The 18,470-nt window shown below is 74.0% G+C and carries 18 protein-coding genes; 13 read left to right on the forward strand and 5 right to left on the reverse strand.

Annotated elements, in window-relative coordinates; genetic code table 11:
* Positions 1-105: 105 nt before the first annotated feature.
* The 3 genes from AC07AL_RS07200 to AC07AL_RS07210 all read left to right on the forward strand — a co-directional run bounded on the left by AC07AL_RS07200 (position 106) and on the right by AC07AL_RS07210 (position 3,481).
* Positions 106-1,485 carry a serine hydrolase domain-containing protein gene (locus AC07AL_RS07200; protein WP_363585583.1) on the forward strand — a complete coding sequence of 460 codons (1,380 nt, stop codon included), beginning with the start codon at positions 106-108 and terminating at the stop codon, positions 1,483-1,485.
* Positions 1,486-1,835: 350 nt separating this feature from the next.
* The gene (locus tag AC07AL_RS07205; RefSeq protein ID WP_363585584.1) at positions 1,836-2,672 is read left to right on the forward strand and encodes a GNAT family N-acetyltransferase; all 837 of its coding nucleotides are present in this window, start codon (positions 1,836-1,838) and stop codon (positions 2,670-2,672) included.
* A complete protein-coding gene (locus AC07AL_RS07210) occupies positions 2,669-3,481 on the forward strand; it encodes a lysophospholipid acyltransferase family protein (protein ID WP_363585585.1) in 813 nt (270 codons plus the stop codon). The genes AC07AL_RS07205 and AC07AL_RS07210 overlap by 4 nt, the downstream gene beginning before the upstream one ends.
* Positions 3,482-3,531: 50 nt before the next feature.
* On the opposite strand, the gene AC07AL_RS07215 is transcribed toward AC07AL_RS07210, so the two are convergent.
* Entirely contained in the window at positions 3,532-5,250 is a 1,719-nt protein-coding gene (locus AC07AL_RS07215) for an MFS transporter (protein ID WP_478317127.1), read from the reverse strand.
* A gap of 169 nt (positions 5,251-5,419) precedes the next feature.
* Here AC07AL_RS07215 and AC07AL_RS07220 point away from each other — a divergent pair, with 169 nt between their 5' ends.
* From AC07AL_RS07220 to AC07AL_RS07230, 3 genes are all read left to right on the forward strand, one after another.
* Positions 5,420-6,097, forward strand: a complete 678-nt coding sequence (locus AC07AL_RS07220; protein ID WP_478317128.1) for a TetR/AcrR family transcriptional regulator C-terminal domain-containing protein — start codon at positions 5,420-5,422, stop codon at positions 6,095-6,097.
* A 119-nt stretch (positions 6,098-6,216) separates the two neighbouring features.
* Positions 6,217-7,170 (forward strand): prolyl aminopeptidase, encoded by a 954-nt coding sequence (gene pip, locus AC07AL_RS07225; protein ID WP_478317129.1) that lies wholly within the window; start codon positions 6,217-6,219, stop codon positions 7,168-7,170.
* A gap of 120 nt (positions 7,171-7,290) precedes the next feature.
* A complete protein-coding gene (locus AC07AL_RS07230; RefSeq protein WP_363585589.1) occupies positions 7,291-8,289 on the forward strand; it encodes a YdcF family protein in 999 nt (332 codons plus the stop codon).
* Positions 8,290-8,409: 120 nt separating this feature from the next.
* Here AC07AL_RS07230 and AC07AL_RS07235 read toward each other — a convergent pair whose 3' ends face one another.
* Complete coding sequence (locus AC07AL_RS07235) at positions 8,410-8,994, reverse strand: PaaI family thioesterase (RefSeq protein ID WP_400329178.1); 585 nt, start codon at positions 8,992-8,994, stop codon at positions 8,410-8,412.
* A gap of 201 nt (positions 8,995-9,195) precedes the next feature.
* Here AC07AL_RS07235 and AC07AL_RS07240 point away from each other — a divergent pair, with 201 nt between their 5' ends.
* Entirely contained in the window at positions 9,196-10,638 is a 1,443-nt protein-coding gene (locus AC07AL_RS07240; RefSeq protein ID WP_400987477.1) for an extracellular catalytic domain type 1 short-chain-length polyhydroxyalkanoate depolymerase, read from the forward strand.
* Between the two features lie 23 nt (positions 10,639-10,661).
* Here the strand turns inward: AC07AL_RS07240 and mca are convergent, their stop codons facing one another.
* Positions 10,662-11,615, reverse strand: coding sequence for a mycothiol conjugate amidase Mca (mca, locus tag AC07AL_RS07245; protein WP_400987475.1), 954 nt, complete (start codon positions 11,613-11,615; stop codon positions 10,662-10,664).
* A gap of 162 nt (positions 11,616-11,777) precedes the next feature.
* Between mca and AC07AL_RS07250 the strand changes: the two genes are divergently transcribed.
* From AC07AL_RS07250 to murQ, 4 genes are all read left to right on the forward strand, one after another.
* Positions 11,778-12,524 (forward strand): TetR/AcrR family transcriptional regulator, encoded by a 747-nt coding sequence (locus AC07AL_RS07250; RefSeq protein WP_400987473.1) that lies wholly within the window; start codon positions 11,778-11,780, stop codon positions 12,522-12,524.
* Positions 12,525-12,620: 96 nt separating this feature from the next.
* Positions 12,621-13,301, forward strand: a complete 681-nt coding sequence (locus AC07AL_RS07255) for a DUF6445 family protein (RefSeq protein ID WP_363621847.1) — start codon at positions 12,621-12,623, stop codon at positions 13,299-13,301.
* 156 nt (positions 13,302-13,457) lie between these two features.
* On the forward strand, positions 13,458-14,075 hold the full coding sequence (locus AC07AL_RS07260; RefSeq protein ID WP_363621849.1) for an HAD family hydrolase: 618 nt from the start codon (positions 13,458-13,460) through the stop codon (positions 14,073-14,075).
* Between the two features lie 166 nt (positions 14,076-14,241).
* Positions 14,242-15,144 carry an N-acetylmuramic acid 6-phosphate etherase gene (gene murQ / locus AC07AL_RS07265; protein WP_478317130.1) on the forward strand — a complete coding sequence of 301 codons (903 nt, stop codon included), beginning with the start codon at positions 14,242-14,244 and terminating at the stop codon, positions 15,142-15,144.
* 25 nt (positions 15,145-15,169) lie between these two features.
* On the opposite strand, the gene AC07AL_RS07270 is transcribed toward murQ, so the two are convergent.
* The gene (locus tag AC07AL_RS07270) at positions 15,170-15,817 is read right to left on the reverse strand and encodes a TetR/AcrR family transcriptional regulator C-terminal domain-containing protein (RefSeq protein ID WP_363585597.1); all 648 of its coding nucleotides are present in this window, start codon (positions 15,815-15,817) and stop codon (positions 15,170-15,172) included.
* Between the two features lie 122 nt (positions 15,818-15,939).
* Between AC07AL_RS07270 and AC07AL_RS07275 the strand changes: the two genes are divergently transcribed.
* Positions 15,940-17,250 carry an MFS transporter gene (locus AC07AL_RS07275; RefSeq protein WP_478317131.1) on the forward strand — a complete coding sequence of 437 codons (1,311 nt, stop codon included), beginning with the start codon at positions 15,940-15,942 and terminating at the stop codon, positions 17,248-17,250.
* Between the two features lie 38 nt (positions 17,251-17,288).
* Here the strand turns inward: AC07AL_RS07275 and AC07AL_RS07280 are convergent, their stop codons facing one another.
* Positions 17,289-17,798, reverse strand: coding sequence for a hypothetical protein (locus AC07AL_RS07280; protein WP_478317132.1), 510 nt, complete (start codon positions 17,796-17,798; stop codon positions 17,289-17,291).
* Positions 17,799-18,010: 212 nt separating this feature from the next.
* On the opposite strand from AC07AL_RS07280, the gene AC07AL_RS07285 reads away from it, so the two are divergent.
* Positions 18,011-18,460: a hypothetical protein gene (locus AC07AL_RS07285; protein ID WP_478317133.1), complete on the forward strand. Its 450-nt coding sequence runs from the start codon at positions 18,011-18,013 to the stop codon at positions 18,458-18,460.
* The last annotated feature ends 10 nt before the right edge of the window (positions 18,461-18,470 follow it).

The following is an 18,470-nucleotide window of genomic DNA, read 5'->3' on the forward strand; positions in this document are numbered from 1 at the left end:
GGCCCTCGCCTGCGGACCTCGCCGACGGTCTCGTCGGCGGACCTCGTGGCAGACCACTCCGACGGGCCTCCCCGCCGGACCACGCCGAAGGATTCAGAGGATCAGATGACCGATCAGTCCGACGAACTGCTGCCGACCACCCGCCGCGCCCTGCTGCAGCGGATCGCCGTCGCCCAGGCCGAAGGCCGCACGCCCTCCCTGGCCGCCGGAGTGGTCCGGGACGGCCGACTGGTCTGGAGCGGCGCCCGCAGCATGATCGACGGACACGCGCCGACCCCCGACGTCCAGTACCGGATCGGCTCGCTCACCAAGACCTTCGTCGCCGTGCTCGTGCTGCGGCTGCGCGACGAGGGCCTGCTCGACCTCGCCGACCCGCTCGCCCGACACCTGCCCGGCACCCCGGCCGACGGCGCGACCGTCGCGCAACTGCTCGCCCACACCGCCGGACTCGCCGCCGAGACACCCGGGCCCTGGTGGGAACGGACCGACGGCTCCCTGCGGCCCGGACTGGACGACCTGCTGGAGCCCGGCGCCGCGATCAAGCACCCGGCCGGGCGCCTCCACCACTACTCCAACCCCGGCTACGCGCTGCTCGGCGCGCTGGTCGAGCGGCTGCGCGGCGAGCCCTGGGGCGAGGTGCTGCGGCGCGAGGTGCTGGCACCGCTCGGCATGGACCGCACCACCCTGCTGCCCGAGCACCCGCACGCCGGAGGCTTCGCCGTCCACCCGTGGGCCGACGTCATGCTGCCGGAGCCGCTCACCGACACCGGGCTGATGGGCCCGGCCGGCCAACTCTGGTCCACCGTCGCCGACCTGGCCCGCTGGGCGGCCTTCCTCTCCGCCGGGGACGACAAGGTGCTGGCCGCCGACTCGCTCGCCGAGATGCGCCGGCCCGCCACCGGCCCCGACGACACGGCCTGGACCTCCGGATACGGCCTCGGCCTGCAACTGCGCCGCCACGAAGGCCGGGTGCTGTACGGCCACACCGGCTCGATGCCCGGCTTCACCGCCGCACTGTGGGTCAGCGATGAGGACGGCCTGGCCGCGATCGCCCTGTCCAACGCCACCACCGGCGCCGGCACCACCCTGGTGGCCGCCCAGTTGATCACGCTGACCGCCGAGCACGAGCCCCGGCTGCCCGAACCCTGGCGTCCGCTGCCCGAGGTCGACGAGGAGCTGCTGGCCCTCACCGGCCCCTGGTACTGGGGCACTTCGGCGCAGGCCCTGCGGCTGCGGGCCGACCGCGGCCTCGAACTGACCTCGCTCGTCGGCGGAGCCCGCAGCTCCCGCTTCCGCGCCGAGCCGGACGGCACCTGGACGGGGCTGGACAACTACTACACGGGCGAGACCCTGCGGGTGGTCCGGGCCGCCGACGGCACCGTCAGCCACCTGGACCTCGGCTCCTTCGTCCTCACCCGCGAACCCTACGGCCCCGCGCCCGTCATCCCGGGCGACGTCGACCCGCAGGGCTGGCAGGCCCTCTAGGCCCCGCCGGGGCGCGCGCTTCTCGGAGCACGCCGGTCGCGCGCAACACCACACCCGTCCACGGGAGTTCCGGGGGAATCCCGGGGGAGGGTGGCAGGCCCGGGCGCACAGGCGCCCGGGCTGTCCACCCCCGGCGGGCGAGCGCCCGGTGCCCGGCAGATGACCGGGAGGCGACGGGTGGTCCCATTCAGCAGTTGCACATCTGCGCTCCGCCGCGCCGCAACATGGATGCCAACCGGCTCGGAGAGATATACGGGGACCGGTTCGCGTGCAGGCCCAACGCCTGCGGGCCGGGCCGGTGCCCTGGCGATCCAGGGCGCCGCCGATCGTGCTGCCCTGGAGGGTCCGCCATGACCACCGTCCCCACGTACGCTCCGACCGCAGTAGCCCCCACCCAGGACGCCCCCGCCGTCCCCGCCCCCCGCCGGCCGCAGGCCCCGGCCGCCTACACCGTCTCCCTCGCCCGCGACGCCGACGACGTGCGCGCCGCCCAGCGGCTGCGCCACCAGGTGTTCGCCGCCGAGCTCGGTGCCGTCCTGCACAGCCCGGTCGCCGGCCTCGACGTCGACCCCTTCGACGAGTTCTGCGACCACCTCCTGGTCCGCGAGGGCGAGCACGGCGCCGTCGTCGGCACCTACCGGCTGCTGCGCCCCGAGGCCGCCCGGCGGGCCGGACGGCTCTACTCCGACGGCGAGTTCGAGCTCTCCGCCCTGGCCCCGGTCCGCCCGGGCCTGGTGGAACTCGGCCGCTCCTGCATCCACCCCGACCACCGGGGCAACGGCGCCGTCATCAACCTGATGTGGGGCGGCATCGCCCGCTACCTCGCCGACACCGGCAACACCTGGGTCGGCGGCTGCTGCTCGATCCCGCTGGACGACGGCGGCGCCACCGCGGCCCGGGTCTGGGACACCGTCAGCGCCAAGTACCTGGCGCCCGAGCAGTACCGGGTCACCCCGCGCCGCCGCTGGGACGCCACCGGCGTGCCGCGCGCCGAGCGCGGCGCGCTGCCCGCCCTGCTCCGCGGCTACCTGCGGCTCGGCGCCTGGGTCTGCGGCGAGCCCGCGTACGACCCGGACTTCGACTGCGTCGACCTGTACGTGCTGCTGTCGCTGGAGCGCACCGACCCGCGCTACCTGCGGCACTTCCTGTCCGGACTGCCCGCCCGGCCCCTCGGCGCCTCATCATGAGCGTCTGGCTGCCGACGGCCCCCTGCCGGCCCGAGACCTGCCTGGCCGAGACGGCGCCCGCCGTCTCGCACCCCCGGCGGGCGCTGCGGCTGGCGGCCTGCCTGGCGGCGGTGCTGGCGGGCGTGCTGCTCAGCCTGCCGCTGCGCCTCCTCCCGCACGGCACCCGGGAGCGGCTGATCCGGCTCTGGGCGCGCGTCCTGTTGCACACCCTCGGGGTCACCGTCCACCTCGGGACGCCGGGCGGCGCGCTCGGCGGCGGGACGCTCGTGGTGGCCAACCACGTGTCCTGGCTGGACATCCCGCTGATCGCGGCGGGCCGCCCGGGCCGCTCACTGGCCAAGACCGAGGTCCGCCGGTGGCCGGTGCTCGGGCCGCTGATCGCCTGGGGCGGCACCGTGTTCCTGGACCGCGACCGGCTGCGCGCGCTGCCCGACACCGTGGCGACGGTGGCCGAGGTGCTGCGCGCCGGCCAGCCGGTGATCGTCTTCCCGGAGGGGTCCACCTGGTGCGGGCGGGAGAGCGGCCGCTTCCGGCCCGCGCTGTTCCAGGCGGCGGTGGAGGCGGGCGCCTTCGTCCAGCCGGTGACGATCCGCTACCGGCTGGCGGACGGACGGCCGACCAGCGTGCCCGCCTTCATCGGCGACGACGGACTGCTCACCTCGCTCGCCCGGGTGGTCGCGGTGCGCGGTCTGGTCGCCGACGTGACGTTCCTGCCACCGATTCCGCCGCCCGCGCCGCAGGCCACCCGGGCGGGGGCGCGCCGGGAACTGGCCCGCACGGCGCAGGCGGCGGTCGAGGGCATCCGCTGACGCGGCGTCGGCACGCGGATCGGTCAGACCGATCAGGTCGGCCGGACCCGTCAGGTCGGTCGGACCGTCCGGGCCTCGGCCAGCGGCTCCGGACCGGAGTTCGGGTCGAGGTCGGGGCCAGGGTCGGAGTCCGGGCCGGGGCCGGAGTCCGGGCCGGGGCCGGGGCCGGGGCCGGGGGCCGACGCCGAGTCGGGGGCCGACGCCGAGTCGGGGGCCGACGCCGAGTCGGGGGCCGATTCCGGGAGGCCGGTGCCGCTCTGGGCGAGCGGGCGGGCCCGGCCCAGCAGGACGGCGACCAGGACGGCGGTGACGACGAGCGCGGCCGCACCGCAGCGCGCCGCGAGGTGGAGGCCCTCGATGAAGGCGCCGTCCACCGCGTCCTGGACCGGGCCGGGCAGCACGGCGGCCGCGCCGCCACCGCCGTGCCCCGCCCCGGCGGGCGCGTCCGCGATCGGGCCGACGGCGTCCGGCGGCACGCCGAGCCGGTGCAGGGCGGCGGTCAGGCTGCCGGTCATCCGGTTGGTCAGCACGGCGCCGAGCACCGCGATCCCGAGGACGCCGCCCAGCTCGCGCAGGGTGTTGATGCTCGCCGAGGCCATCCCGGTCTGCGCCGGGGCGACCCGTTGGAGCACCGCGATCGACACCGGGGTGAAGGTCATCCCCATCCCGAGGCCCATCGCGAACAGGGTCCACAGGTACTCGACGTAGTGGGCGTGCTCGCCGTAGAGGGACAGCCCGCCGAGGCCCGCCGCGCACAGCACGAGACCGAGCACCAACGGCAGCCGGGGCCCGTACCGCGAGGTCAGCCGGCCGGAGAGCGGGGCGGCGACGACGATCATCCCGGTCATCGGCAGCCCGGCGTAGCCGGCGTCGGACGGGGACCAGCCGAGCGGGCCCTGCATCAGCAGCGGCAGGAAGAAGAGCGCGCCGAAGATCCCGAAGCTGACCATGAAGCCGCTGAGCAGCGCGCCGCCGAGGGCGCCGTCGCGGAACAGCCGCAGCTCCAGCATCGGTTCGGCGAGGCGCAGTTCGAGCACCAGGAAGGCGGCCAGCAGCACGAGCGCCGCAGCGCCGCAGAGGAGCACCCGGGTGTCCGTCCAGCCACGGGTCGGCCCCTCGATCAGCGCGTAGACCAGCAGGCCGAGGCCTGCGGCGGAGAGGACGAGGCCGCCGAGGTCGATCCGCCGGGCACGCGGGGGGATGTCCGGGAGCACGCGGGCGGCGAGCACCAGTCCGGCCACGCCGATCGGCACGTTGATCCAGAACACGCTGGCCCACCCGAGGTGCTCGACCATCGGCCCGCCGACCACCGGGCCGATCGACAGACCCAACGCGGAGACCCCGGACCAGAGGCCGATCGCCCTGGCGCGCTCGCGCTCGTCGGTGAAGACGTGGCGCAGCAGGGCGAGGCTGCCCGGGGTGAGCAGTGCGGCCCCGACGCCTTGCAGCATCCGGGCGCCGACCAGCAGGCCGATCGTTCCGGCGAGCGCGGCGAGCGCGGAGCCGACCGTGAACAGCGCGAGGCCGAACCGGAACATCCGGGTGCGGCCGTGCCGGTCGCCGAGCGCGCCGCCGGTCAGCACGAACCCGGCGTAGACGAGGCTGTATCCCTCGACGACCCATTGCAGGCCGCTGATCCCGGCGTCCAGGTCCTGGCCGATGCGGGGCAGGGCGTTGTTGACGATGACGTTGTCCAGCATGGACATGAACATGGTGACGCAGAGCGTCAGTAGCGCGAGCCGTTTGCGCCGGGCGCTCGACTCCTGCATGGGAACCCTCCCGATTCCTGGCCCCTAACAGCGTTAGGGAGTGGTGCGGCACGCACAGAGTGCCCCTAACGGTGTTAGATTGCAAGCGGGATCTCGCGACGGCACTCGCCACGGACAGTCGCCACGAGACTCGCGACCGGATGAGACCGCTGGAGGCGTCCGCACAGCCATGCCGGAGAACGACGACACGACACCGCCGCTGACCAGGGACGCGCTGACCCAGGCCGCGCTGCGGGTACTGGAACGGGACGGCCTCGACGGGCTGTCGATGCGCAAGGTCGCCGCCGAGGTCGGCGTCAAGGCGGCCTCGCTGTACTGGCACGTCCGCAACAAGCAGGAACTGCTCGACCTGCTCACCGACGCGGTGATGGCCTCGGCCGAACCCCCGCCGCGCGAGGGCGGGTGGCGCGAGCAGTTCCACGCCTACTGCTGGCGCTACCGCCGACTGCTGCTCGACAAGCGCGACGCCGCCAAGGTCGTCTCGGGCCGCCTCTCCCCCGGCCCCCACCTGCTCGGCCTGATGGAGGACCAGCTCGACCGGCTCCGCGCGGCCGGCTTCTCCGACGCCGACGCCGCCATGGCCACCTACCTGCTGGGCGCATTCGTCCAGGGGTTCGTCCTCCAGGAACAGTCCCCGATCTCGGCCGCCGAAGTCCTCGGCACCAGTCGCCGGGACATCGCCGACGCCACCGGAGACCGCTTCCGCGCCCTGCCCGCCGACACCTTCCCCAACCTCGTCGCCCTGGCCGACGACCTCACCGAACCCGACATGGACACCCGCTTCGAGTTCTGCGTGCAACGCGTCCTCGACGGGCTCGCGACCCTGCTGCCCGCCGAACGGCACTGACCCCACCACGGCGGGCCCGGCCGGCCGGGCCCCCGCCCGGGCCCGCCGAAAATCCGCGGCCCGGCCTGCGAGCGCCCGCTAGGGTCTGTCCGGCCGCACGTCCACGGAGGAGTTCCGCGATGCCCGAGCTGCACCCCCACTACGAGCCCTACACACAAGGCCTGCTGGACGTCGGAGACGGTCAGCGGATGCACTGGAACGCCTCCGGCAACCCGGCTGGCAAACCCGCCGCGATCGTGCACGGCGGGCCCGGATCCGGCCACCGGCCGGGCACCCGGCGGTACTTCGACCCCGAGCGGTACCACGTGGTCCAGTTCGACCAGCGCGGCTGCGGACAGAGCCTGCCGCACGCCGCCGACCCGACGACCGGGCTGGAGCACAACACCACCGAGCGGCTGATCGCGGACATGGAGCGGCTGCGCGAACACCTCGGCATCGAGAAGTGGTTGCTGTACGGCGGCTCCTGGGGCTCGACGCTGATCCTCGCCTATGCCCAGGCCCACCCCGAGCGGGTCTCCGAGATCGTGCTCTGCGGCGTCACCACGACCCGCCCCGAGGAGACCGACTGGCTCTACCGGGGCGTCGCCCGCTTCCTGCCCGGCCCGTGGGAGGAGTTCCGGAACTTCCTGCCGGCCGCCGACCGCGACGGTGACCTGGTGGCCGCCTACAGCCGGCTGCTCAACAACCAGGACGAGACCGTCCGGCGGGCCGCCGCGAACGCCTGGGCCACCTGGGAGGACGCCGTCATCGCGCACGAGGCGCTGGGCAAGCCGAACGCCTACAGCGACCGCCCCACCGACGCGCTGATGGCGTTCACCCGGATCACCGCGCACTACTTCGCGCACCACGCGTTCCTGGCCGACGGCCAACTGCTGCGCGACGCCGGACGGCTGACCGGCATCCCAGGCGAACTGATCCACGGCCGCCTCGACCTCGGCTCGCCACTCGACACCGCGTGGCGGCTGGTCCAGGCCTGGCCGGAGGCCCGACTGACCGTCATCGACGAGTCCGGGCACACCGGGAGTCCGGCGATGACCGAGGCGGTCCTCACCGCGATCGAGCGGTTCGCCTGACCGGTCCGCTCGGCCAGTCCGCCCGGCCGGTTCGGGCGGCTGGTTCGGGCGGCCGGTCCGGGCGGACGGTTCGGGCGGACGGCCGGTTCGCGCTAACGGCCTCCGCCTACGATACGAAGCATGATCGCCTATGTCCCAGCCGCCCTGTTCTTCCTGTTGTTCGGAGTCGGGGTACTACGCGACCGCCGCCAGTTCAGCAATGCCGTCCTGCTCGGCATCGCCGTCTCCCTGCTCGCCCTCGCCCTGCTCGCCGAGCTGCGCAAGGCGCCCACGCTGGTGATGGGACTGGCAGCGGTGGCGATCATCCTGCTGCCGGCCCTCGGCACGGCGGCCCTGGTCTGGTTCCTGATCGCCAACGGCCTGACCATGATCCGCAAGGAGGGCAGACGGCCCGCCAACCTGCTGTCCCTCCTCGCCGGGCTGGGCATCCTCGCCGTCATCGCGCTGCTGCTCGCGGCCCTGGCCACCCGCTCGCACCAGCTGGGCGTCCTGGCGGGCACCGCCGTCCTGGTGGTCGGCTACATCTCCTTCCTGTTCGTCTGCTTCGTCGGCTACGCGTTCCTCTACGGCCGCCACCGGCCGCGCCGGAACGTGGACTTCGTGGTCGTCCTCGGCTCCGGCCTGATCGGCGGCGAGCGCGTCCCGCCGCTGCTGGCCAGCCGGCTCGACCGGGGCCGGGAGGTGTACGACAAGCAGGCCGCGCGCGGCAACCCGCCGGTGCTGATCACCTCCGGTGGCCAGGGCCCGGACGAGAAGCTGCCGGAGTCCCACGCGATGGCCGACTACCTGACCGGGCGCGGCTTCCCGGCCGAACACATCGAGCGCGAGGACCGCTCCCGCACCACCGAGGAGAACCTGCTCTTCAGCAAGGCCATCATGGAACAGGCCAAGCCCGACTACCGCTGTGTCGTGGTCACCAACAACTTCCACGCCTTCCGGGCGGCGCTCACCGCCCGCAAGACCGGCGTCAACGGGCAGGTGTTCGGCTCGCCGACCGCCGCGTACTACTGGCCGAGCGCGACGATCCGCGAGTTCGCCGCCGTGTTCCTCTCCCACAAGCTGGTCAACTTCGGGATCTGCGGCCTCCTCGCGCTCTGCGGGCTGCTCGCGGCCCTCTGAACCGCAGCCGACCCCGGGCCCCGGCCGCCGCAGCGACCGGGGCCCGGCCGCACCTTCAGCCGAACCTCAGCCCAGACCTCCGACCAGGCCTCCGATCAATCCACCGGTCAGGCCATCAAGTCAGGCCACCGGGCGGGGCGCCAGGATCGCGCAGGTGGTGGTGGCGTGCGCGTAGAGCTTGCCGTTCTCCACCCCGACCACCCTGGCCTCGGCCGTCGCCATCGTCCGGCCCAGATGCAGCACCAGCCCCTCGCAGCGCAGCGGCCCCGAGTCGGCGAACAGCGGGCGCAGCATGTGGACGTTCAACTGCGTGGTGGTGTAGCCGATCCCGGCGGGCAGCCGGCTCAGCACGGCGCAACCGAGCGCCGAGTCGAGCAGAGTGGCGAGGTAACCGCCGTGCACGGTGTTCATCGGGTTGTAGAGGTGGTCGCCGAGTTCGCCCTCGAACACTGCCGTACCCGGCTTCACCTCGGTCAGGTGGAACCCCAGGGTGCTGCAGATCGCGGGCTCCTGAATCCGGCCCGCGAGGATCTCGTGCAGAATCTCCTCTCCGCTCAGGTGTGGGAAGGCGGAGATCGGCGGGCCCGCCGTCCAGGTGTGCGTCCGGGTCCGGGGCGCCTGGCCCTCCAGGGACTGCTGGCCCTCAAGGAGCTCCTGGCCCTCCGGGGACGTCGCGCCGCCGGGGTCTGCCTCGTTCGTCGTCATGGGATCAACCTGCCCTGTTCGCGCACGCCCCTCAAGTGCCTTCCGGGGTACGGCCGGCGCGCGTCCCCCTGGCATCGGACCATGGCGGTCCACGCCATGGCGGCGCGGTGGACCTCGGGTGGCCGTCACATGGCACCGGGGCGCAGGGCGCGCCACGCTGCACGGCATCCGCCCCCACTCCTCCCCCACCCAGGAGCCCTCATGTCTCTCCGTCCTGCCGCCGCCGCGTTGCTGACGGCCGCCGCACTCGCGATCGGCACCACCGCACCCGCCCCGGCTGCGGCCGACACCGTGAGCGGGACCTTCCAGCAGGTCACCGGATTCGGCGCCAATCCGGGAAACCTGGCGATGTACTCCTACACCCCCACCGGACTGCCGAGTGGCGCGCCGCTGGTGGTCGCGCTGCACGGCTGTCTGCAGACCGCCAACGACTACTACCGCAACTCCGGTTGGACGACCTTCGCCGACCGGTACGGCTTCGCGGTCGTCTTCCCGCAGACCAGCAGTGCCAACAACAGCCTCTCCTGCTTCAGCTGGTTCGACGCGACCAAGGACGCCCGGGGCGCCGGCGAGGCCGAGTCGGTGATCGAGATGGTCACCAAGGCCAAGGCCCTGTACGGCTCGGACGACCGGCGGGTGTTCGTCACCGGGCTGTCGGCCGGCGGCGGGATGGCCTCCGACCTGCTGGCCGACTACCCGGACGTGTTCGCCGGCGGGGCGATCGACTCCGGCCTCCCGGCCCAGTGCGCGACCACCCAGGGCGCCGCCTCCGGCTGCCAGAACTCCGACCAGGGGCTCACCCCAGCCCAGTGGGGCGACAAGGTCCGGGCCGCGTACCCGGGCTACGCCGGTCCTTGGCCCCGGGTGGCGATCTGGCAGGGCGGCGCGGACACCGTGGTCAGGCCGGTGAACGCGACGGAACTGCGCGACCAGTGGACCAACGTCCAGGGTGTCGGCCAGAGCCCGACCGGCACCCGGAGCCTGCCGGGCGGCACCACCGAGGAGGTCTACGCCGACGCGGGCGGGCGGCCCGCCGTGGCGCTGTTCACCATCGCCGGGATGGGCCACGGGCTGGCCGTCAACCCCGGCTCCGCAGCCGACCGGTGCGGGGCCACCGGCAGCTACTTCCTCAACACGATCTGCTCCAGCTACTACACCGCGCAGTTCTGGGGCCTCGACGGCGGCACGGGGCCCACCAACCCCGGCCTGCCCGCCCCGACCGGGCTGACCGCGACCCCGGCGGGCCAGGGCTCGATCGCCCTCGCCTGGCAGGCCGTCAGCGGGGCCGCCTCCTACCAGGTCTACCGGGAGGGCGCGATGGCGGGCAGTGCCACCGGCCCGTCCTTCACCGACACCGGGCTCGCCCCCGGCACGTCGTACGGCTACACCGTGGCGGCGGTCGACCCGTCGGGGGCCGTGGGCACCCGATCGGCGGCGGTGACGGCGACCACCGGCGGCGGCGCCGCGCAGTGCTTCACCGACAGCAACTACAACCAGGTCCGGGCCGGGCGGGCCACCCAGAGCGGCGGCCTGACCTACGCACTCGGCTCGGGCCAGAGCATGGGCCTCTGGAACACCTTCGTGACGCACACCCTGAAGCAGACCGGCCCGGGCTACTTCGTGCTCGCCGACGGCCAGTGCTGAGCGGGCGAAACCCGACCTCCGGCTCATCCGTCCCCCTCTCCTTGGCGCAGCCCCGCCCCTCCTGAGCGCAGCCCGGCGAACAGGTCGGTCTCGGGCCCCTCCTCCTCGCTCTCGCCCTCGCCCGACACCAGGCTCCGGGCGAGGTGGTAGTCCTCCGTCGGCCAGACCTCGCGCTCGATGTCCCGCGGGTGGGCCATGAACGCGACCCCGGGCTCGATCTGGGTGGCGTGCGCCAGCAGTGCCGCGTCCCGTACGGCGAACTGCTCGGCGCACGCGATCCGGGTGGTGGTGGCGAGGGCGGGCGGGGTGTCCGGCCAGTCCGCGAGCAGTGCGCCCATGCCCGAGGGAACACCCCGCTCCGTCATCGCGTCGTGCAGGGTCTGGAACCAGGCTCTGGAGAGCGCCAGGTGGTAGTAGAGCTTCGCCGCCTGCCAGGGCTCCCCCGCCTCGGGGTGGCGGCCCGGGTCGGCGGCGGCCTCGAAGGCCTCGACCGTGACCTGGTGGGTCATCACGTGGTCGGGGTGCGGATACCCCCCGGTCTCGTCGTAGGTGACCACCACGTGCGGACGGAACTCCCGGATCAGGGCGACCAGCGGCGCCGCGGCGGCCGCCACGGGCTGGTCGGCGAAGCAGCCCGCCGGCAGCGGTTCGCCCGGGCCCGGCATGCCCGAGTCCACGAAGCCGAGGAACTGCTGGCGCACGCCGAGGACGCCCCGGGCGACCGTCATCTCCTCGCTCCGGATCCGGGCGAGGTCCGCCCGGACCTCGGGGCGGTCCATGGCCGGGTTGAGCACCGAGCCGCGCTCGCCGCCGGTACAGGTCGCGACCAGGACGTCCACCCCCTCGGCCGCGTACCGCGCGAGGGTGGCAGCGCCCTTGCTGGACTCGTCGTCGGGGTGGGCGTGGACGCTGAGCAGGCGGAGCCGCCCGGTGTGCTGGGTGAACATGGCGCCTCCGTACGTGGCCGATGTGGTCATGCGCCCTCCCCGGGTCGTCCGTCCGGCGGCCACTCCGACCGCCCGGAAGGAACTTAGGACGAACCCAGCGATTAGGTCAAGCCTAATTTCTGGGTCCGACCCAGCCAACTGCGCTACGCTGCCCCCATGACGGAACCCACGACGGAACCCACGACGGAAACCGTGACGGAACCCACGATGGGCACGACGGGGCCCACGACGGGGCCCGGGGCCACCCCGACCCTGCGCGAGCTCAACAAGCGCCGCACCCGCGAGGCGATCTCGCACGCCGCGACCAGGCTCTTCATCGACCAGGGCTTCGACCGCACCACCATCGCCGAGGTCGCGACGGCCGCCGGCGTCGCCAAGATGACCGTCACCAACCACTTCCCGCGCAAGGAGGACCTCCTCCTCGACCTGCACGAGGAGATCGTCGGCCGGCTCGCCCGGGCGGTCGCCGAGCGTGCGCCCGGCGAGTCCGCCCTCGCCGCGCTGCGCCGCGACTGCCTGGCCGGCCTCGACCGGCACGACCCGCGGCTCGGCTTCTCCGGCCCGGCGTTCGCCCGCACCGTTTCCGACAGCCCCGCCCTGGTCGCCCGGCTGCGCGAACTGCACGAGCAGAGCGAGGCCGCCCTGGCCGAGGCCCTGGCCGGGGCCACCCGCCCCACGACGACAACCGGCACTCCGTCCGGCGCATCGCCCGACACACCGGTCAGCACACCGGTCGGCCCACCGGTCGACTTCGAGAGCCGGGTGGCCGCCGGGCTCCTCGCCGCCGTCGACCGCACGGTGTTCACCGAAGTGTTCCGCCGGCTGCTGGCCGGCGACGAGGCCGCCGCCATCACGGCGGCGGTGCGCCCCTCGGCCGTCCGGGCCTTCGACCGATTGGAGGGCGCCCTGGGCACCTTCGCCGTCCGGCCGGGCTCCTGACCTGCGGCGCGAGGTGCCCGCCCATGGACAGCCCTTGACGAAAGGTTGACCTGCTCACGGCAGAAGGTTGACGACCGCCGCCCCTATCGTCGGCCCATGCCCTCACAGCCCATCAGGCCCACCACCCTGCCGGTCCTGCCCTACCGCAAGCCCACCCGAGGCCGGGACTACTGGGTCCTGGACAACGTCCTCACCGACCCGGACGCCGTCCGCGAGCGCTGTCTGGCCCGCGGCGACTGGACCGAAGGCTACCCGTACCGCCCCGAGACCTGGCCCGGCCTGCGCACCATGCCCGGCCTGGAGCCCGACGAGCTGGCCCGGGTGGAGGCCCTGGTCCGCAAGGCCACCGGCGCTTCCCGGCTCTGGGTGCAGAGCACCCCGGGCGGCGGCACGCTCAACCACAACTGCGTCCAGGTCGTCGGCGCCGGGGAGTCGGAGTCCCGCCCGCACACCGACTCCCGCGCGCTCTGCCGCTACGCCGCCGTGCTCTACCTCAGCCCGGGCGCGCCGAAGGACGCCGGCACCAGCTTCTTCCGCCAGCAGTTCCCCGGCGGACGCCTCGGCGGGAACCTCGTCAACGCGCCGCACAACAATCTGGTCGAGGCGCTCGGCACCCGCCACGTGCCCGCCGACCACTTCACCGAGGACGTCCGCGTCCCCAACCGCTACAACCAACTGCTCCTCTACCACGCCAACCTCATGCACAGCGCGACCTCCTACTACGGCACCGAGCTGCCGGAGCGTCGGATGACGGCCGTCTTCTTCTGGATGGCCTGACGGGCCCGCAGCACGCCCTGCCGCCGACGCGGACGCCGAACGCGCTCGCCGGAACCTCCGAGGACTCACCGCCCCCTTGACCCGGCCCCGCCCGCACCCCTGAGAGTGGCAGGTGCGGGCCGCGCCACGGCGGCCGCAGCGAAGAGGGGACCACCCGTGAACGCACCCTGCCTCATCCTCGACATCGGTGGCGTCCTGGAGTACACCCCGAGGACGGGCTGGCCGGAGCGCTGGGAGCGCCGGTTGGAGCTGCCGCCGCACGCGATCGACGAGCGGCTGCGGGACGTCTGGCGGGCCGGCGCGATCGGCGGCATCACCGAGCCGGAGGTGCGCGAGCAGGTGGCCGCCCGGCTGCACCTGGGCCCGGCCCAGGTCGAGGCCTTCATGGCCGACCTCTGGGAGGAGTACCTGGGCACGCCGAACGAGGAGCTCATCGCCCACGTGCGCGGACTGCGCGGGCGGGCCCGGCTCGGCATCCTCAGCAACAGTTTCGTCGGCGCCCGCGAACGCGAGGTCCCGCTCTACCGGTTCGACGAGCTGGTGGAGCACATCGTCTACTCGCACGAGATCGGGACCGGCAAGCCCGACCCGCGTGCCTACGAGATCACCTGCGCCGCCCTGGGCGTCAGCCCGGTCGACTGCCTCTTCGTCGACGACCACGCGCCCAACGTCGAAGCCGCCCGGGCGGTGGGCATGCAGGCCCATCTGTTCGAGGACAACGCACCCGCCATCGCCCGCATCGCCCGTCACCTCGGCGACGGCGACGCCCGTTGACGGGCTGGGCACTCCGCACGAGGAAGGCATCACGGGCACACCGGTCGCTCCCACCGCGGCTTTCCCGGCGTCCGCCATGGCGCCGCCACGACCGAGGACCCGGAGACCACCGCCACGCGCGGCCCCGCGCCGATTGGCGACCGCCATGTCCGGGGACGCTGGCCGCATGGACCAGGACGCCCTACCGCCGACCGAGACGATCCGCCCCGACTGGGCCGGGATCGACCAGCTGCCGACCACAGACCTGCTCCGCCTGATGAACGCCGAGGACCGCACCGTCCCCGCCGCGGTGGCCGGGGAGCTGGTCCGGATCGCCGCCGCGGTGGACGCCACGGCGGCACGGATGGCGGCCGGTGGGCGGCTGGTCTACGCCGGGGCGGGGTCCGCCGGGCGGCTCGGAGTGCTGGACGCCGCCGAGTGCCCGCCGACCTTCGGCACCGATCCGGGCCTGGTGGTGGGCCTGATCGCGGGGGGCGGGACCGCCGTGACCGGGGCCGTCGAGGGCGCCGAGGACCGCCCGGAGCTGGCGGCGGCCGAGTTGGCCGCGCTCCGGCTCACCCCGGCCGACACCGTGCTGGGCGTCTCCGCCTCCGGCCGCACGCCGTACACGGTGGCGGCCGTCCGGACCGCACGGGCGGCCGGGGCGCTGACGGTCGCACTGGCGTGCAACCGGGGCTCGGCACTGGTGGCGGCGGCCGAGCTGGGGATCGAGGTGGAGGTCGGCCCGGAGGTGCTGGCTGGCTCGACCAGACTGAAGGCGGGAACGGCACAGAAGCTGGTGCTCAACATGCTGTCGACGGCCGTCATGGTCCGGCTCGGCCGGACGTACGGCAATCTGATGGTCGACGTCCGGGCCACCAACGCCAAGCTCCGCGCACGGGCCCACCGGATCGTCACGGAGGCCACCGGCGCCGACGAGGCTGCGGTCCGCCACGCGCTCGCCGCCACCGGAGGCCGGGCCAAGGACGCGATCCTGGTCCTGCTCGCGGACGTGGACGCGCCGACCGCCGCCCGGCAGCTCGCCGCCTCCGGCGGGCGGCTGCGCGAGGCGCTGCACCCCCACCGTTAGGCACTGTCCGACCGATCACGGCCGGTCACGCGGGCCCGTCCGTCCCGAGCGCCTCGCGCGCGATCTCGGCCCGGAAGCCCTCGATCAGGACGCGCAGCCCGTACTCGAAGTCGGCGTCGTGGTCGGTCATGCGCAGCACGTCGGCCGCCTCCCGCAGCAACGGGAGGTCGCGCAGGACCTCGTCCGGGAAGGGCGGCCGGGCGCGGTCGGCGGCGTCCTGTCGCCAGGCCTGCTCCTCGGTGACCCAGCCCATGATGTAGCGGTCGATGGTGAGCAGCAGCCGCAGCGCGGTGCGGGGCCGCAGGCCGGCCTGCCGGAGGGCGTCCAACTGGGCTTCGACGGCGGGCAGTTCGTCTTCGGTGGGCAGCGTTCCGGCGTGCACCCGGGCGCCGTCGCGGTAGGCGAGCAGGGCGTGGCGCTTGGCGCGGGCGTCGGCGGCCAGCCAGTCCGGCCAGTGCTCCGGATCCGGGCTGCGGTCGGCCGGGAGGGCCTCGGCGAGCATCGCCTCGGCCATCAGGTCGAGCAGTTCCCGCTTGTTCTTGAAGTGCCAGTACAGCGCGGGTGACTGGACGCCGAGTTCGCGGGCCAGCCGCCGGGTGGTCAGGCCGTCGATGCCTTCCTCGTCGAGTACGCGCAGCGCGGTGCGCACCACCTCGTCGCGCTGCAGTGCCACCGCCGACCACCTCTCCGTTATCCGCTTGCCCACTCCACCTTATCGCCGATAAGTTCCGAGCTGGAATTTATCAGCGATAAGGAGAGCCGTCGTGATCGACGGCCCGAAGGGACCACCACCCCATGACCCCAGGAACGGACCGTCCCAGGTCCCGACTGCTGCCGAACACCGCGCCCTGGCGGTCCTCCCGCGACTTCCGCCTCACCTGGACGGCCGGTACCGTCACCCTGCTCGGCTCCGTCCTCACCATGACGGCGATCCCGCTCCAGATCGCCGACCTCACCGGTTCACCGCTGGCCGTGGGCGCGGTCGGCGCCGTCGAACTCCTGCCGACCATCGTGTTCGGCCTCTACGGCGGCGTCCTCGCCGACCGTGCCGACCGCCGCACCGTCGCCCTGGTCACCGAACTCGCACTCGCCGCACTGAGCGCCCTGTTGCTCGCCAACGCGCTGCTCGACACCCCCGCGCTCTGGCCGCTGTACGCGGCCGCCGGACTGGCAGCGGCACTGCAGGGCCTTCAGCAGCCCTCGGCGGAGGCGATGATCCCCCGGCTGGTGCCGCCCGACCAGCTGGTGGCGGCGGGCAACCTGCTCTCGCTGCGCTGGAGCATCGCCGGCCTGGCCGGCCCGGCCACCGCCGGGCTGCTGATCGCCACGGCCGGCGTCCCGGCCGCCTACCTGGTCGACCTCGGCACCTTCCTGGTCTCGATCGCCCTGCTGGCCCGGGTCCGGCCCGTCCCCTCGCAGCGGGACGCCGAGGCACCGCGGCTGCGGGAATTCGTCGACGGCGCCCGGTACGCGGCCCGCCGCCCCGACCTGCTGGGCACCTACCTCGCGGATCTCGCGGCCACCGTCTGCGCCCTGCCGACCGCGCTGTTCCCCTTCCTCGCCCAGGAGTTGGACGCGGTGTGGGCGCTCGGCCTGCTCTACTCGGCCGCTGCGGCGGGCGGCCTGCTCGCGGCCGCCACCGGCGGCTGGACCGAGCGGGTCCACCGGCACGGCCGGCTGGTGCTGCTCTGCGCCGCCTTCGTCGGCGCGGCGACGGCCGCGGCCTCGATCGCCCCCGGCCTGTGGGCCGTCCTGCTCTGCCTGCTCGTCGCGGGCGGCGCCAACCAGATCGGCGACACCTTCCGCAGCGCGATCTGGAACCAGTCCATTCCGGACGAACTGCGGGGCCGCGCCGCCGGCCTGGAGATGCTGATCGGCTCCGCCGGCCCCGCCCTCGGGGACCTGCGGGCCGGCGGCCTCGCCGCCCGGCAGGGCATCCGCGTCGCGCTGCGCACCGGCGGTCTGCTCTGCCTGGCCGGCACCGCCGCCCTGTCGGCCGCGCTGCCCGCGCTCTGGCGCTACGACCAGCGCGACCAGCTGAACACCCGCGACCAACCCGACCGACACCACCAGCCCGTCCGGCCCGACCAACAACCCACGCCATGACCGCCCACCTCGACAGCGGCGGACCGGGGCGCCGCCCCTCAGTCCCGGGCGGGCACCGTGGCGTGCCGGGCGATCAACGCGCCGAGCCGGCCCGGGTCGCCGGTGCCGCGCTTGGGCAGCAGGGTCAGCACGTGCGTCTGCTCACCCCCGCCCAGCAGGACGAAGAGTCCGGGCGTCTCCAGGTAGTGCGGAAGCTCCCACCAGGCGATTTCGGTGCTGGACACCGCGTTGGTGACGGTCACCCCGGCCTCGCCGAGGACGATCCGGAACTCGCCCTTGTCCGCCGCCATCTGCCGCACCTGACGCAGTTGCAGCCAGGGCGGTCCGACCACCAGCAGCAGCGCGACCGCGAGCATCACCAGGGCCGGCGGGCCCACCGTCCGGTCGGCGACCGAAGTCAGCACTGCGCCGGACGCGGCGCAGGAGGCGATCAGGTACCTCGACCGCTGGGCCCGCCGACCCGCCGCCGTGCCCCGGGCCCGGGCCGCGAAGGCCGCCCGGAAGTCCGCGGTCGTCGGCGTGTAGCGGACCTCGACCGACTCCTCCACCTGCTTGCCAACCCCCTCCGACGCATCTGCCGCCGGATGCTAGCAAAAGCCGTGTGCACCCGATCCATCACCCTCTCCGTCTTCTCCCGGTGACGCGATTCCGCCGCTCCCGGGCGGGCATCGTTGAGCTCCCGCCGCACCCGGCGGTTGGCTCACCACGAACCGACCTCCGGGGAGTTCGACGCGGCCGGCCGCACCCAGGGGAGGGCCGGATGACCCGCACACGTTCCGCACCACCCCTACTACGCGCGGCCGGCGCGCTGGCCGCCGTCACGGTGGCGAAGCCCGCCCAGGCGGACGCGCCGCGCAACCGCACCGAACGGGTGTCCGCCGGGCTCGGCCGGACGCAGCCCGACGGCGCCTCGTACGCCGCCGGTCCGAGCGCCGACGGCCGCTTCGCCGTCTTCACCTCGAAGGCCGCCAACCTGGTTCCCGGCGACACCAACGGCAAGTCGGACGTCCTCGTCCGGAATCAGTGGACCGGCCGCACCGAGCGGGTCAGCGTGGCGACGGACGGCTCGCAGGCCGCCGGCGCCTCGGAGCGGCCGTTCGTCGACGCCCTCGGCACCACGGTGCTGTTCACCTCCGAGGACGGCACACTCGTCCCGGGCGACACCAACCAGGCCCCTGACGTCTTCCTCCGCCGACTGCCGCTGCTCTGACCCGGAGCCG

It is taken from the genome of Kitasatospora sp. NPDC043949, from assembly GCF_056435365.1.

Excerpts from the sequence above, each read along its gene's own strand:
- AC07AL_RS07200 (WP_363585583.1), top strand. The coding sequence starts at position 106 with ATGACCGATCAGTCCGACGAACTGCTGCCGACCACCCGCCGCGCCCTG.
- AC07AL_RS07205 (WP_363585584.1), top strand. The coding sequence starts at position 1,836 with ATGACCACCGTCCCCACGTACGCTCCGACCGCAGTAGCCCCCACCCAG.
- AC07AL_RS07210 (WP_363585585.1), top strand. The coding sequence starts at position 2,669 with ATGAGCGTCTGGCTGCCGACGGCCCCCTGCCGGCCCGAGACCTGCCTG.
- AC07AL_RS07215 (WP_478317127.1), bottom strand. The coding sequence starts at position 5,250 with ATGCAGGAGTCGAGCGCCCGGCGCAAACGGCTCGCGCTACTGACGCTC.
- AC07AL_RS07220 (WP_478317128.1), top strand. The coding sequence starts at position 5,420 with ATGCCGGAGAACGACGACACGACACCGCCGCTGACCAGGGACGCGCTG.
- pip (WP_478317129.1), top strand. The coding sequence starts at position 6,217 with ATGCCCGAGCTGCACCCCCACTACGAGCCCTACACACAAGGCCTGCTG.
- AC07AL_RS07230 (WP_363585589.1), top strand. The coding sequence starts at position 7,291 with ATGATCGCCTATGTCCCAGCCGCCCTGTTCTTCCTGTTGTTCGGAGTC.
- AC07AL_RS07235 (WP_400329178.1), bottom strand. The coding sequence starts at position 8,994 with ATGACGACGAACGAGGCAGACCCCGGCGGCGCGACGTCCCCGGAGGGC.
- AC07AL_RS07240 (WP_400987477.1), top strand. The coding sequence starts at position 9,196 with ATGTCTCTCCGTCCTGCCGCCGCCGCGTTGCTGACGGCCGCCGCACTC.
- mca (WP_400987475.1), bottom strand. The coding sequence starts at position 11,615 with ATGACCACATCGGCCACGTACGGAGGCGCCATGTTCACCCAGCACACC.
- AC07AL_RS07255 (WP_363621847.1), top strand. The coding sequence starts at position 12,621 with ATGCCCTCACAGCCCATCAGGCCCACCACCCTGCCGGTCCTGCCCTAC.
- murQ (WP_478317130.1), top strand. The coding sequence starts at position 14,242 with ATGGACCAGGACGCCCTACCGCCGACCGAGACGATCCGCCCCGACTGG.
- AC07AL_RS07275 (WP_478317131.1), top strand. The coding sequence starts at position 15,940 with ATGACCCCAGGAACGGACCGTCCCAGGTCCCGACTGCTGCCGAACACC.
- AC07AL_RS07285 (WP_478317133.1), top strand. The coding sequence starts at position 18,011 with ATGACCCGCACACGTTCCGCACCACCCCTACTACGCGCGGCCGGCGCG.